Genomic DNA, 14523 nt, shown 5'->3' with positions numbered 1-14523 from the left:
TGTCGATGGACTTCCACCCGCAGCCCGGCGGCGGTCGGCCCAGGCCCTGGGCCTTCCCCGCCCCCGAGCGCGGTGAGCTGCCCAACGGCCTGACCGTGCTGCGCTGCCACCGTCCCGGCCAGAAGGTCGTCGCGGTCGAGGTCAGCCTGCCGGCCCCGCTGGACGCCGAGCCCCGGGACCGGGAGGGGATCGCCGCGATCATGGCCCGGGCGCTGAGCGAGGGCACCGACAAGCACAGCGCCGAGGAGTTCGCCGCCGAGCTGGAGCGCTGCGGGGCCACTTGGGACGCGCACGCCGACCACCCCGGGGTGCGGGTCTCGCTGGAGGTCCCGGCCTCCCGGCTGACCAGGGCACTCGGCCTGCTCGCCGACGCGCTGCGCGCCCCCGCCTTCCCCGCCGGCGAGGTCGAGCGGCTGGTGCGCAACCGGCTGGACGAGATCCCGCACGAGCTGGCCAACCCCGCCCGCCGGGCGGCCATCGCCCTGTCGAAGGAGCTGTTCCCGGAGGGGTCCCGGCTCTCCCGGCCCCGCCAGGGCTCCCAGGAGACCATCGAGGGCATCGACGCCGCGGCGGTGCGCGCCTTCTACGAGGCGCACGTACGGCCCTCGACCGCCACCGCCGTGGTGGTCGGCGACTTCACCGGGGTGGATCTGGACGCCGCCCTCGCCGACACCGTCGGCGCCTGGACCGGCACCGCCGCCGAGCCCCGGCCGATGCCGCCGGTCACCGCGGACGACACCGGCCGGGTGGTGATCGTGGACCGTCCCGGCGCGGTGCAGACCCAGCTGCTCATCGGCCGGACCGGCCCCGACCGGCACGACAGCGTCTGGCCCGCCCAGGTGCTCGGCACGTACTGCCTGGGCGGCACCCTGACCTCCCGCCTGGACCGGGTGCTGCGTGAGGAGAAGGGCTACACCTACGGGGTGCGGGCCTTCGCCCAGGTGCTGTGCTCGGCCCCCGGCGGTACGGGCGCCTCCCTGCTGGCCGTCAGCGGCTCGGTGGCCACCGATGTGACCGGGCCCGCGCTGGCCGACCTCTGGCAGGTGCTGCGCACCCTGGCGGAGGAGGGGCTCACCGACGAGGAGCGGGACACCGCCGTGCAGAACCTGGTGGGGGTGGCCCCGCTGCGGTACGAGACGGCGGCGGCCGTCGCCGGGACCCTCGCCGACCAGGTGGAACAGCACCTTCCCGACGACTACCAGGCGCGGCTGTACGCCCGGCTCGCCGAGACGGGCACCGTGGAGGCCACGGCGGCGGTGGTCGCCGCCTTCCCCGCGGACCGTCTGGTGACCGTGCTGGTGGGAGACGCCGCGCAGATCGCCGGGCCGGTGCGCGAGCTGGGGATCGGGGAGGTGACCGTCGTCACGGACCAGTGACCGGCGGCACCGCGCCCGGCGGCACCGTGACGGCCGGGACATCTGCCGAGGGCCCCTTGTGTGGTTGCCACACAAGGGGCCCTCGATGTGTCTGGTTTGACCTCTTATGGCGTAGGCGGGGTGTGTCATGCGTGACAAAGCGACCGATTTGCTTGTTCGCTCAAACTTGTCCGTTTAGCGTCGTTTCCGCTGCCCGTCAGAAGCGTCCGCGACCGCGGCCGACGGCCAGCACTCGCCGAGTCCCCCGCCAGGGGGAGCCGGGGACCCACCCTCCGCGCCGACCGTGTGGAGGTGTCCCACCGGGGTGAATCGGGCCACGCGCCCGTAGGAGACCTTCCTGCTCCGAACCCGTCAGCTAACCCGGTAGGCGACAAGGAAGGAAAGGAGCACGCCGTCCATGGCGTTCACCCGTGCCACCGGGCAGTTCACCGACAGGCTCACCGAGCGGATCACCACTCTGACCGGCAGGCTCGCCGGCGGATCCCCGCTCTCCACCCGTGCCGTGCGCACCGGCGCCGGCCTCGCCGGGGCCGCCGCCCTCGCCACCACCGGCGTGGTCGGCACCCTCGCCACCCCGGCCGCCGCCGCGTCCGACGGGACGCCCAGGACCTACGCCCTCGGCTTCGTGCAGGCGGTGGCCGTCGGCGACACGATCGCCGACGACGTCAGGGCCCAGGCCGAGGCCCAGCGGCGCGCGGCCGACGCCTCCCGCGAGCGGGCCGGGACCGCCGAGAACACCGGGGCCGCCCGGACCGCGGCCGCCGAGGAGCGCGCCGCCGAGAAGGCCGCGAAGGAGCGCGCCGCGAAGGAGCGGGCGGCCCACAGCCGCGCCGACCGCACCGTCCAGCGGCGCGTGGCGAGCGGCTACACGGCCCCGTACGAGGGCGCGCGCACCACCACCCCGTACAAGGCGTCCGGCTCCGCCTGGTCCTCCGGCAGCCACAGCGGCATCGACTTCCCCGTCCCCACCGGCACTCCCATCCGCTCCGTCGGCCCGGGCACCGTGGTGACGGCCGGCTGGGGCGGCGCGTACGGCAACCAGGTCGTCGTCCGCCACAAGGACGGCCGCTACACCCAGTACGCGCACCTGTCCTCGCTGGGCGTCGCGCCTGGGCAGTCGGTCGGCGCCGGGGACCGGATCGGCCTGTCCGGCAGCACCGGCAACTCCACCGGTCCGCACCTGCACTTCGAGGCGCGCACCGGCGCCGACTACGGCTCGGACATCGACCCGATCGCCTACCTGCGTTCCAAGGGCATCGGCGTCTGATCCGCTCCGGCCGCTCCGCCGCTTCTTTCACGCCTGTTTTCCACCGGGCATCGGAAATTCCGTTCCGGTGGAATACAGTTCGACTCTGCGGAACATCGCCAACGCGGAGAAGACGGCGGAGGTCGGCCCATGCGCATTTCGGCGCACATGGTGTGCACTGCGGTCCGCGACGACATCGTCTCCGGTGCTTTTCCGCCCGGGGCGCGGCTCACCGAGGAACTGCTCGCCAGACGCTACGGCGTCTCGCGGGTCCCGGTGCGCGAGGCACTGCGCACTCTGGAGTCCGAGGGCTTCGTGACCACCCGGCGGCACGCGGGCGCCTGCGTCGCCGAGCCCACCGAGCAGGAGGCCGCCGATCTGCTGGACCTCCGTGCCCTGCTGGAGCCGCTGGGCACCGCCCGGGCCGCCCAGCGGCGCACCGAGGCGCAGTTGAGGGTGCTGCGCGGGCTGGTCCGGCTGGGGCAGCAGCGGGCCGAGCGCGGGCAGTTGTCCGACCTGCGGGCGCTGGGGGACTGGTACCACGAGACGCTGGCCCAGGCCTGCGGCAGCCCCACCCTGGCCACCCTGCTCACCCAGCTCCGCCGCAAGATCGCCTGGGTGTACGCCGCGGAGCCCCCGCTGCGGGCGACCGCCGTCTGGCGGGAGCACGGCGCCGTCGTCGACGCGGTGGCCCGCGGCGACGCGGAACGGGCGCGGGCGCTGGCGGCCGCGCATGTGGAGCGCTCGGTCGCCCTCCGCCGCGAGCAGCGGCCGGTCGCCGCGCGCCGGTCCCGCCAGAAAGGTGCCGTGAGAAAGACGAAACACACCGTAAACACGGCCGGCGATAATCCGTAACAGGTTTCGTATACACCGGGAAAACAGGCCGGGGAATTTTCTGCCCGATTCTCCCGGGTGTACCGAAAAGGCGGTGGAGCGGGTAACTCCACCGCCTTCGCGTGTCGATGCCCCCGGACCGGAATCAGACGGTTTCGGGAAGTTCCCCGAGCCCTTCGGAAACCAGTTTCGCCAGCCGGTCCAGGGCCGCCTCGGTGTCCCCGCCTCCTTCTCCGTTCCCGTCCCCGGAACCGGAGGCCAGCACGATCTCGTCACCGCCCCGTGCGCCCAGCCCCAGCACGGCGAGCATCGACGCGGCGCTGACCGGCTCACCGCCGGGCCTGGCCACGGTGACGGGGACGCCGGCGGAGGCGGCGGCGCGTACGAAGATCGCGGCGGGGCGGGCATGCAGGCCCTCGGCCCAGCCGACGGTGACACGGCGCTCGGCCATGGTGATCGCCCTTCGGTGGGGAGCAGCTGTCCGGATCAGCTTCGCACAGCCGGCCGCCCCCGCAACGCGGCCGCGGACCCGGTGCCGCACACCCGTACCGCGGACCCGGTACCGCACACCCGTACCGCCGCCGCGGACCGGAACGCCCGGGGCGCGAGTGATTAGGCTGGGCCCATGCGGACGCCGACCGAGGAGCCTGCCTACCCCGCCCACTGGGAGGCCGACGTGGTGCTGCGCGACGGCGGCACGGCCCGGATCCGGCCCATCACCCCCGAGGACGCCGACCGTCTGGTCGGGTTCTACGAGCAGGTCTCCGACCAGTCGAAGTACTACCGCTTCTTCGCCCCCTACCCGCATCTGTCCGACCGCGACGTACGCCGCTTCACCCACCACGACCACGTCGACCGGGTCGGGCTGGCCGCCGTCGTCGGCGGCGAGTTCATCGCCACCGTCCGCTACGACCGCATCGACCACCTGGGCCGTCCCGCCGCACTGCCCGCCGACGAGGCCGAGGTCGCCTTCCTGGTCCGCGACGACCACCAGGGCCGCGGCGTGGGCTCCGCCCTCCTGGAGCACATCGCCGCCTGCGCCCGGGAGCGCGGGGTGCGCCGCTTCGTCGCCGAGGTGCTGCCCGCCAACATCCGGATGGTCAAGGTCTTCACGGACGCGGGCTACGCCCAGAAGCGCACCTTCGAGGACGGCACGGTCCACCTCACCTTCGGCATCACACCGACCGAGCAGTCCCTGGCGGTCATGCGGGCCCGTGAGCAGCGTGCCGAGGCCCGCTCCGTGCAGCGGCTGCTGTCCCCCGACTCGGTCGCCGTCATCGGTGTCAGCCGTATCTCCCGCGGCGCCGGGCGCACCGTCCTGGCGAGCCTGCGGGCGGCGGGCTTCACCGGACGCGTCTACGCCGTCAACCGCGCCTTCCTGCCCCAGACCGCCGAGATCGGCTCGGTGCCCGCGCACCGCTTCGTGCACGAGATCCCCGAGCCCGTCGACCTGGCCGTCGTCGCCGTGCCCGCCGAGGAGGTGCCCGGGGTCGTCGCCGAGTGCGGTGCGCGGGGGGTGCGGGGACTGGTCGTCCTCTCCGCCGACTTCGGCCGCGAGGAGCAGCGCGAGCTGGTCCGGCAGGCCCGCTCGTACGGCATGCGCATCATCGGGCCCAACGCCTTCGGGGTGATCAACACCGCCCCCGGTACCTGGCTCAACACCACCCTGTCGCCGTGGACCCCCGAGCCCGGGCGCATCGGGCTGTTCACCCAGTCCGGGGCCATCGGCATCGCCGTGCTGGACGCCCTGCACCGCCGCGGCCGGGGGCTGGTGGGCGTCTCCACCTTCGTCTCCGCCGGGAACCGCGCCGACGTCTCCGGCAACGACGTGCTCCAGTACTGGGACGACGACCCGGACACCGACGTCGTCCTGATGTACCTGGAGTCCTTCGGCAACCCCCGGAAGTTCAACAGGCTGGCCCGGCGCACCGCCGCCCGCAAGCCGATCGTCGTGGTCAAGGGCGCCCGGCACAGCGCCAGCGTCCCGCCGCCCGGCCACGCCGTGCCCGCCGGGCGCACCCCCGACGCCACGGTCTCCTCGCTGCTGCGGCAGGCCGGGGTGATCCGCGTCGACACCGTCACCGAACTCATCGACACCGGCGTGCTGCTGGCCGCCCAGCCGCTGCCCGCGGGCCCGCGGGTGGGCATCCTCGGCAACGCCGAGTCGCTGTGCCTGCTCACCTACGACGCCTGCCTGGCCCGGGGACTGCGTCCACGGCTCACCACCGGTCTGACCCCCGAGGCCGCCCCCGGGGACTTCCGCACCGCCCTGCGCGCCGCGCTCGCCGATCCGGCCAACGACGCCGTCGTGGTCGCCGCGATCCCCCGGGTGGAGGGGGCCGAGGAGGACTGGGGGGCGGCCGAGCTGGCCGCGGCGCTGCGCGAGGCCGGCCCCCAGCCCTCCTCGGCCCCCGCCGACACCGACGCCCCCGCCGGGACCTCCGACGCTCCCGCCGACACCGACGCCCCCGGGACCCCCGCCGCTGCCGCCAAGCCGGTGGCCGTGGTCCATCTGGCCATCGAGGGGCTGGACGCCGCCCTGGCCGAGCACGGCCTGCCCGCCTACCCCGCGCCCGAACGCGCCGTGGGCGCCCTGGCGGAGGCCGTCCGCTACGCCCGGTGGCGGCGCGAGGCCGCCGCGCCGGGCCGGGTCCCCGAGTACGAGGACATCGACGCGGCGGCCGCCTCCGCCGTACTGGACCGCGCCCTGGACCGCCGCCCGGAGCGGGACCGCGAGACGCACCGCAGCACACCGCTGACCCGCGAGGAGGCGGCCGAACTGCTGCGGCACTACGGCATCGCGGTACGGCCCGCCCTGCCCGCCCCCGACGCGGACGCCGCCGCGGCGGCCGCGCGGCGGCTCGGCTACCCCGTGGCGCTGAAGACCACCGCCCCGCATCTGCGCCACCGCGCCGACCTGGGCGGCGTACGGCTGGACATCGCCGACGAGACCGGCCTGCGGCACGCCTGGGCCGAGCTGACCGGGCAGCTCGGCAGCCCCGCCGAACTGCGGCCCGTGGTCCAGGCCATGGCCCGGCGCGGGGTGGACACCGTCGTCCAGGCCACCGTGGACCCGGCCATCGGCGCGGTGCTCTCCTTCGGGCTCGCCGGGCCACCCTCCGAGCTGCTGGGCGACACCGCCCACCGGCTCGTCCCCGTCACCGACCGGGACGCCGCGGAACTGGTGCGCGCCATCCGCTCCGCGCCGGTGCTGTTCGGCTGGCGCGGAGCCCAGCCGGTGGACACCGCCGCCCTGGAGGAGTTGCTGCTGCGGGTGTCCCGGCTGGTGGAGGAGCATCCCGGGATCGTCTCCGTCGACCTGGAACCGGTGGTCGTCGCCGCTTCGGGCCTGGCCGTCCTGGACGCGGCCGTCCGGGTCGCCGACGCGCCCGCCGCCCTCGGTACGGGCTATCCCGCCTGGTCCGACCAGGGTCCCCGCCGCCTGCCCGCGTACTGACCGTCCGATCCCCGTAGGATGGTCCGCATGGCGAAGACCGGTACGACGACCAAGGGGCTGCGCGCGGCGATCGAGCGCAGCGGCTACTACCCGGCTCTGGTGGCCGAGGCGGTCGAGTCCGCCGTGGGCGGTGAGCCGGTGTCCTCGTACGTGGTCCACCAGGAGACCACGTTCGACTCCAACGAGGTCCGCCGCCATGTCACGGTGCTGGTGCTCACCGGCAACCGCTTCATCGTCAGCCACACCGACGAGCAGCCCGCCGACGGCACCTCCCCGTCGCCGTACGCCACGACCTCCACCGAGTCGGTGAAGCTGGAGCGGATCTCCTCGGTCGTCCTCAGCCGGGTGGTGGCCAACCCCGAGTCCTACACGCCCGGCACGCTGCCCCGCGAGGTCGTCCTGACCATCGGCTGGGGGGCCGTCTCCCGGGTGGACATGGAGCCCGCCAACTGCGGGGACCCCAACTGCGAGGCGGACCACGGCTACACGGGCTCGCTCACCGCCGACGACCTGTCGCTGCGGGTCAGCGAGACCGGCGACGGACCGGACACCGTCCGCCAGACGCTCGCCTTCGCCCAGGCCCTCTCCGAAGCCACCGCGGCCACCGCGACGACGACCGCCGCGGCGGCGAGCGGCACACGCTGATGGCCCGGTCCGCCCCGCACGGTCCGGCTCCGCAGGAACCGGCCGTACCCGGAGTCCCGGGTGAAGTCCCGGACGAGGCGGCTCCGCTGGATCCGCGCGGCGCGCCCGTGCCGCGCTACGGCGAGGGCTCGCTGGCCGACCTGCTGCCCGCCGTCGCCGCCGGACTGGACGTGCCCGGGATGACCTCCGGGCTCGGCCTGAAGCCCGCCGACCGGGCCTGCGTGTTCCTGGTGGACGGTCTGGGCTGGGACCTGCTGGCCGACCACCCCGGCGAGGCGCCCTTCCTGCACTCGCTGCTGTCCACCTCCCGGGGCGGCACCGGCGAGCCGATCACCGCGGGCTTCCCGTCCACCACCGCCACCTCGCTGGCCTCGGTGGGCACCGGACAGGTCCCCGGCGTCCACGGGCTGCCCGGCTACACCGTGCTCGACCCGGCGACCGGCGGGCTGATGAACCAGCTCCGCTGGCAGCCGTGGACGGACCCGCACGCCTGGCAGCCGTACCCCACGGTCTTCCAGCTCGCCGACGCCGCCGGGATCGCCGTCTGCCAGGTCACCGCGCCGCACTTCGAGCACACCCCGCTCACCCGGGTCGCGCTCTCCGGCGGCACCTTCCACGGCAGGCTCCCGGCCGAGGAGCGGATGGACTTCGCCGCCGACCGGCTGGGCGCGGCCGACCGCACCCTGGTCTACACGTACTACGCCGAACTCGACGGCAACGGCCACCGCCACGGGGTGGACTCCGAGGCCTGGCGCGGCCAGCTGAGGTACGTGGACCGGCTCGCCCGGCGGCTGGCCGAGCAACTGCCGCCGCGCTCGGTCCTCTACGTCACCGCCGACCACGGCATGGTGGACATCCCCCGGGAGCCGGAGTCCCGCTACGACTTCGACGAGGACTGGGAGCTGCGCGCGGGCGTGGCGCGGCTCGGCGGCGAGGGCCGGGCCCGCCATCTGTACGCCGTGCCGGGCGCGGCCGGCGACGTCCTGGCCGTGTGGCGCGAGGTCCTGGGGGAGCGGGCCTGGGTGGCCGCCCGGGACGAGGCGGTCGAACTGGGCTGGTTCGGCCCGCGGGTGGACGACCGGGTGCTCGCCCGGATCGGCGACGTGGTGGTCGCGATGAGCGACCCGGTCGCGGTCGTCGCCACCGAGACCGAGCCGAAGGAGTCCGAACTGATCGGCATGCACGGTTCCATGACGCCTGCCGAGCAGTTCGTCCCCCTGCTGGAGGTCCGCACCTGATCCGGTGCCGGCCGCCGTGCCCGCCCGGGTCCTCCTGCCCGCCCGCCCGCCCCCGTCCGTCCGTTCTGCCCGCCCGCCGAAAGGTCTTCGAACCGCCCATGCCCGAACTGGTCTTCTTCGCCGGAACGATGGACTGCGGGAAGTCCACCCTCGCCCTCCAGATCCAGCACAACCGCTCGGCGCGAGGTCTGTCGGGGATGATCTTCACCCGCGACGACCGGGCGGGGCGGGGACGGCTGTCCTCCCGGCTGGGCCTGGTCACCGAGGCCGTCGAGGCGGGCGAGGGCTTCGACTTCCACGCCCATCTGGTACGGCATCTGACGGCGGGCGGCCGCACCGACTACGTCATCGCGGACGAGGCGCAGTTCCTCGCGCCCGAGCAGGTGGACCAGCTCGCCCGGGTCGTCGACGACCTGGGCATCGACGTCTTCGCCTTCGGCATCATGACGGACTTCAGGACCCACCTCTTCCCCGGCTCCCGGCGGCTGATCGAGCTGGCCGACCGGATCGAGTCGCTCCAGGTCGAGGCGCTGTGCTGGTGCGGCGCGCGGGCCACGCACAACGCCCGTACGGTCGGCGGGAAGATGGTCGTCGAGGGCGCCCAGGTGGTCGTCGGGGACGTGGCGGGACCCGGGGGCGCACAGGGGGAGGACATCGGCTACGAGGTGCTGTGCCGGCGCCATCACCGGCGCCGGCTCACCGCGGCGACGGCCGGGGCGGGCGCGCTGTCCCCGGACGTGCTGCCCGTGGACGGCGGCGCGGACACTCCGGCGCCCGCCCGGCCGTAGGGCGCCCGGGCGGGCGTCGGCACGACGCGGGCGACGGGCCCCGCGGCCCGTCGCCGCCGCCCGTCACCGGTCCGTGATCACCGCGAAGGGCGCGCCCTCGCGGTCGGCGACCCGTGCCACCCGCCCGCGCGGCGTATCCTGCGGCGGCCGCAGCACCCGGCCGCCCAGCTCGGTCACCCGGCGCACCGCCGCGTCGGTGTCCGCCACCTCGACGTACATCAGCCAGTGCGAACCGCGGTCGCGGGGCAGCGCCGCCCCGACGCCGTGTATGCCCCCGACGATCCGGCCGCGCGCGGACACGGTGAGGTAGTCGGTCTCCTCCCCGGCCCCGGCGGCGCTCACGGGCTCCGCGGAGCCCGCCGGCTCCACGGAGGCCGGCGGCTCCCGCACCGCTTCGGCCTCCAGACCGAAGACCGTCTCGTAGAACTTCTCCACCAGCGAGGTGCGAGGGGTGATCAGCTCGTGCCACACCACGGTGCCCGGTCCACCGTTCATGTGCGCGGCGGAACGCTCCTCCGACTGCCAGATGCCGAACGTGGCCCCGCCCGGGTCCGAGGCGACCGCCACCCGGCCCATTCCCTCGGCGCCCAGCGGCCCCACCCCGACCGTACCGCCGCACATCCGGGCCAGCTCGGCCGCCCTGTCGGCGTCGTCGGCCCTCAGATACGGCAGCCAGCCGGCGAGCCGGTGCACCCCGGGCCGCATGCGGGTGAGGCACGCGACCTGGCGCCCGTCGAGCACGGCGCGGAAGTGCTGCCCGGCCTCCCCGGGCCCCGGCCGGTACTCCCAGCCGAACAACTCGTGGTAGAACTCCCGGCTCGCGTCCGAGTCGCGGACCAGCAGACTCACCCAGCTGGGAACCCCCGGCGCGTGCCGGGTCGCTGCCTGCGTCATCTCTTCACTTCTCTCCTCGGGACCGTCGTCGACGCGGCCACTTGTGACCGTTCCCGCACGGTCGGTGCTCATGCTCTCATCCGCTTCCTCGCCGCGCCGGGGCGGGAGAGGACATCCGGGCAGGACCGCGCGAGGATACGGCCATGGCAGTCATCGTCTCCCCTACCCAACTCGCGCGGGAACTCAACGGAACGTCTACCCCGCCCGTGCTGCTCGATGTCCGCTGGCAGCAGGGCGCCCGGCTCGGGCGCCCCGCGTACGAGGCGGGCCATCTGCCGGGTGCCGTGTACGTCGACCTCGACACCGAACTGGCCGGAGCGGTGAGGGAGGGGACGGGGCGTCACCCGCTCCCCGATCCGGCGGACTTCGGGGCGGCGATGCGCCGGGCCGGGGTCCGCCACGACCGCCCGGTGGTGGTCCACGACGGCGGCCACGGCTGGGCCGCGGCCCGCGCCTGGTGGCTGCTGCGCTGGGCGGGGCACGGCGACGTACGGGTGCTGGACGGCGGCCTGGCGGCCTGGGAGGGCCCGCTGACCCGGGAAGTCCCCGACCCGCCCGAGGGCGACTTCGTCCCCCGGCCCGGGGCGCTCCCGGTGCTCGACGCCGAGGATGCCGCGGCCCTGGCCCGCTCCGGGGTGCTGCTGGACGCCCGCGCGGCCGAGCGCTACCGGGGCGAGACCGAGCCGATCGACCCGGTGGCCGGCCACATCCCGGGCGCGGTCCCGGCGCCCACCACCGAGAACGCCCGCGCCGACGGCACCCTGCGTCCGCCCGCCGAACTGGCCGCCCGGTTCGCCGCCCTGGGCGTCACACCCGGCACCAGGACCGGGGTCTACTGCGGTTCGGGCGTCTCCGCGGCCCACGAGGTCCTCGCGCTGGCGGTCGCGGGCATCGACGCGGCGCTGTACGTGGGTTCCTGGTCGCACTGGTGCGCCGACCCCTCCCGTCCGGTGGCCACGGGCCCCGGGCCGGGCTGAGGCGCCACGAGGCACACGGGACACAGCTGCCGGAGGGCCGGCCGTGCGGACATGACACCACCCGCGCGGCCGGCCCCGGCGCGGCTCACGCCGCGGTGCTCACTCGCCCTGCTTCTTGCGGCGCGTACCGAAGACGATCTCGTCCCAGCTGGGGACCGCCGCCCGCCGCCCCGGGCGGACGCCGTCCGCCTCGGCCTGGCGGTCGGTGGTGCCCGTGAGACGGTCGCGGTGACCGGCGACCGACCGGGGCATCAGCACATCGGCGTAGGCGCTTCCCGCGCTCGCCGCGGGCGCGGGGGGCTCCACCGGCTCCGCCTCCTCGGCCGCCTCCTCGGGCTCGCCGTCCACCGCGGCGGGCTGGTCCGCCACGACGAGGTCGCCCCGGAAGCTGGGCACCGCCTCCAGCAGGCTGGTCAGGGAGTCCCGCTCGCCGTCCTGGCCGACGGTCTCCGGCAGCCCGGAGGCGGCGTCCTCCTCGGCCTCGCCCCGGTCCGCGCGGTCGAAGCGGTCGCGCGGCAGCCGGGCGATGCGCGGCACGAACGGGAAGCTCGGCTCGGGGGTGTCGTCGCTCTCCCCGATGAGTGTCCGCGCCTCGTCGTCCACGGCCTGCACCAGCCGCCGCGGCGGGTCGTACGTCCAGCTCGCGGAGTGCGGTTCGCCGGCCACCCGGTAGACGAGCAGCACCTCCCAGGTGCCGTCGTCCCGCCGCCAGGAGTCCCACCGGACCGTGTCCTTGTCGGCGCCGCGCAGCGTCAGCCGCTCGGAGACGATCTCGCCGAGCTGGGGACCGGCGCTCTCGCCGGGGCGGCGGACCGGTGTCTTGCGGGCCCGCTCGGCCATGAAGGCGCGCTCGGCCAGCACCGGCCCCTCGAACCGGCGTACGCGGTCCACGGGGATGCCCGCGAGCTGGGCGACCTCCTCGGCGGAGGCGCCGGCCCTTATCCGGGCCTGGATGTCCCGCGGCCGCAGATGGCTCTCGACCTCGATCTCGATCTGCCCCAGCCGGGCACGGTCGTTCCGGACGGCGGCGCGCAGCCGCTCGTCGATCGGAAGTGTGTACTCCGTGCTGTCGGCAGCCTTCAGCACCAGCCGTGTGCCGTCGTTGCTGACGGCCACGACACGCAGTTCGGGCATGGGAACCTCCCGGGTGGTGCCTGCCGACGTCACGTGCGTCGCTGCTCCCGCTAGACGAGTGTGGCGTGCCCGGGTGCAGCCTGCCACAACCTTGCCGACTTGCCCGGCGTGTCGGGCCCGCACCCCGATCCGCCGCTGTGGCACGGTTGACTGTTTCCCACTCAGGGCGACCACTGTGGTCACCCTGTGTGATACTGGCCGACCGGGACCAGGGCCAGGGCTCGTCACACTACTCCATTGGGGCCATGCCGGGGGATCGGCACGCCGCCCAAGTTCTCACAGCCGCGGTGAGTTGAAAACCACGCGGACCCCGGGGGCCGGGCGGTACGGGCCCGGATCCGCACGGAATCCACCGGAACGGAACCGCCGTCCGGCCTCCGGAGCACTCGGCGGGGGCGGCGCGGCGGGGCTGCCGGGAAGACGCCGGGAAGATATGTGCGACCGTCCCGGGAGGGGGATGGACGCGGACGCAGGGTGACGGCGGCCGGATCGGCGGCTCGGTCGGGCCCTGCGTGCCGGGCCGTCAGTCCCCCAGCACGCGCCGCAGGTAGTCGTTGCCGAACACCCGGGCGGGGTCCAGCCGGTCGCGCAGCGCGGTGAACTCCCCGAAGCGGGGGTAGACGCCCGCCAGGTACTCCGCGTCGCGGCTGTGCAGCTTCCCCCAGTGCGGGCGTCCCCCGTGGGCGGTCATGATCCGCTCGGCCGCCGTGAAGTACCGCTCGTGCGGGACGCCCCGGTACTGGTGCACCGCGACGTAGGCGGTCTCGCGGCCCGACGCCGTGGAGAGCGTGATGTCGTCGGCGGGCGTGACCCGTACCTCCACGGGGAAACCCACCCGCAGGTCCGAGCGCTCCACCAGGTCCGCGAGCTCGCGCAGTGCCGCCGGCGCGGCCGCGCGCGGCAGGGCGTACTCCATCTCCACGAAGCGCACCCGGCGCGGGGAGGTGAACACCTTGTAGGGGATGTCGGTGTACGTACGGGCCCCCAGCGCCCGGCCGGCGATCCGGGCGATGCCCGGAACGGCCGGCGGCACGGCCCGGCCCAGCGAGCAGGCGGCCTGGAAAACCCCGTTGGAGAGGAACTCGTCCGTCAGCCAGCCCCCGAACGGCGGCAGCGGGGCGGCCGGGCCGGGGCTGCGGTTGTTGCGCTTGGTGACGCAGCGGTCGGTGTGCGGGAACCAGTAGAACTCGAAGTGCTCGTTGTCGCGCACCAGGTGCTCGAAGTCCGCCAGCACCGCGCCGAGGTGCATGGGCTCCTCACGGGCGGTCAGCAGGAACAGCGGCTCCACGGCGAGGGTGACCTCGCTGATCACCCCCAGCGCCCCCAGCCCGGTCCGGGCCGCGGCGAACACGTCGGCGTTCTCCTCCGGCGAGCAGCGCAGCACCGAGCCGTCGGCGAGCACCAGTTCCAGGGCACGGAGCTGGGCGGCGAGCGAGCCGGAGCCGCGGCCGGTGCCGTGGGTGCCGGTGGAGACCGCGCCGGAGACGGTCTGCTCCATGATGTCGCCCATGTTGGTCAGCGACAGCCCCGCGGCGGCCAGCTCCCGGTTGAGGTGCCGCAGGGTGGTCCCGGCGGCGGCGGTCACCGTCCCCGCCGCGCGGTCGATCCGGCGTATGCCGGTGAGGCGGTCGGGCCGTATCAGCACCCCGTCGGTGACGGCCGCGGCCGTGAACGAGTGACCGGTCCCGGCGGCCTTGACCCGCAGCCCGTCCTCGGCGGCCCGGCGCACCACCTCGGCCAGCGCCCCGGTGGTGGCGGGAGCGACGGTCCGCAGCGGCCGGACCTCGGCGGTGCCCGCCCAGTTGCGCCAGGCCGGCGGCGCGAGGCCGCGGCCCCGGCGGGCCGTGCGCACGGTCATCCTCGACACCTGGCCTCCCGCGGTCCGCCCGCACCGGGCCGGAGACCCGCCGCCACCGGCCGGCCCGGCCGGTGGG

12 protein-coding genes and 1 riboswitch are annotated in these 14523 nt (G+C 75.1%); of the genes, 8 read left to right on the top strand and 4 right to left on the bottom strand.

Annotated elements, in window-relative coordinates:
* The first annotated feature begins 5 nt into the window (after positions 1-5).
* From CUT44_RS00200 to CUT44_RS00190, 3 genes are all read left to right on the top strand, one after another.
* Entirely contained in the window at positions 6-1376 is a 1371-nt protein-coding gene (locus tag CUT44_RS00200) for a M16 family metallopeptidase (RefSeq protein ID WP_100200088.1), read from the top strand.
* Between the two features lie 223 nt (positions 1377-1599).
* Positions 1600-1761: riboswitch (cyclic di-AMP (ydaO/yuaA leader) on the top strand.
* A gap of 12 nt (positions 1762-1773) precedes the next feature.
* On the top strand, positions 1774-2643 hold the full coding sequence (locus CUT44_RS00195) for a M23 family metallopeptidase (RefSeq protein ID WP_100200026.1): 870 nt from the start codon (positions 1774-1776) through the stop codon (positions 2641-2643).
* A 129-nt stretch (positions 2644-2772) separates the two neighbouring features.
* On the top strand, positions 2773-3477 hold the full coding sequence (locus CUT44_RS00190; protein WP_100200025.1) for a GntR family transcriptional regulator: 705 nt from the start codon (positions 2773-2775) through the stop codon (positions 3475-3477).
* Positions 3478-3601: 124 nt separating this feature from the next.
* Here the strand turns inward: CUT44_RS00190 and CUT44_RS00185 are convergent, their stop codons facing one another.
* Positions 3602-3907 carry an HPr family phosphocarrier protein gene (locus CUT44_RS00185; RefSeq protein WP_100200024.1) on the bottom strand — a complete coding sequence of 102 codons (306 nt, stop codon included), beginning with the start codon at positions 3905-3907 and terminating at the stop codon, positions 3602-3604.
* A 174-nt stretch (positions 3908-4081) separates the two neighbouring features.
* On the opposite strand from CUT44_RS00185, the gene CUT44_RS00180 reads away from it, so the two are divergent.
* From CUT44_RS00180 to CUT44_RS00165, 4 genes are all read left to right on the top strand, one after another.
* Positions 4082-6913: a bifunctional acetate--CoA ligase family protein/GNAT family N-acetyltransferase gene (locus CUT44_RS00180; protein ID WP_100200023.1), complete on the top strand. Its 2832-nt coding sequence runs from the start codon at positions 4082-4084 to the stop codon at positions 6911-6913.
* Positions 6914-6940: 27 nt separating this feature from the next.
* Positions 6941-7558, top strand: a complete 618-nt coding sequence (locus tag CUT44_RS00175; protein ID WP_100200022.1) for a DUF5998 family protein — start codon at positions 6941-6943, stop codon at positions 7556-7558.
* Complete coding sequence (locus CUT44_RS00170) at positions 7558-8796, top strand: alkaline phosphatase family protein (protein ID WP_100200021.1); 1239 nt, start codon at positions 7558-7560, stop codon at positions 8794-8796. The genes CUT44_RS00175 and CUT44_RS00170 overlap by 1 nt, the downstream gene beginning before the upstream one ends.
* Positions 8797-8894: 98 nt before the next feature.
* Positions 8895-9584, top strand: coding sequence for a thymidine kinase (locus CUT44_RS00165; RefSeq protein ID WP_100200020.1), 690 nt, complete (start codon positions 8895-8897; stop codon positions 9582-9584).
* 63 nt (positions 9585-9647) lie between these two features.
* On the opposite strand, the gene CUT44_RS00160 is transcribed toward CUT44_RS00165, so the two are convergent.
* Complete coding sequence (locus tag CUT44_RS00160) at positions 9648-10478, bottom strand: VOC family protein (protein WP_100200019.1); 831 nt, start codon at positions 10476-10478, stop codon at positions 9648-9650.
* A gap of 143 nt (positions 10479-10621) precedes the next feature.
* Here CUT44_RS00160 and CUT44_RS00155 point away from each other — a divergent pair, with 143 nt between their 5' ends.
* Complete coding sequence (locus tag CUT44_RS00155) at positions 10622-11455, top strand: sulfurtransferase (protein ID WP_100200018.1); 834 nt, start codon at positions 10622-10624, stop codon at positions 11453-11455.
* A gap of 99 nt (positions 11456-11554) precedes the next feature.
* Here CUT44_RS00155 and sepH read toward each other — a convergent pair whose 3' ends face one another.
* Both sepH and CUT44_RS00145 read right to left on the bottom strand, forming a co-directional pair.
* A complete protein-coding gene (gene sepH, locus CUT44_RS00150) occupies positions 11555-12622 on the bottom strand; it encodes a septation protein SepH (protein ID WP_100200017.1) in 1068 nt (355 codons plus the stop codon).
* Positions 12623-13112: 490 nt separating this feature from the next.
* Complete coding sequence (locus tag CUT44_RS00145) at positions 13113-14447, bottom strand: D-arabinono-1,4-lactone oxidase (protein WP_100200016.1); 1335 nt, start codon at positions 14445-14447, stop codon at positions 13113-13115.
* Positions 14448-14523: the final 76 nt, after the last annotated feature.

This window comes from Streptomyces carminius, from assembly GCF_002794255.1.
In the GTDB taxonomy this organism is placed as follows: Bacteria; Actinomycetota; Actinomycetes; order Streptomycetales; family Streptomycetaceae; genus Streptomyces; species Streptomyces carminius.
The sequence above is the reverse complement of the archived record's forward strand: the minus strand, read 5'-3'. Positions and strand labels throughout refer to the sequence as shown.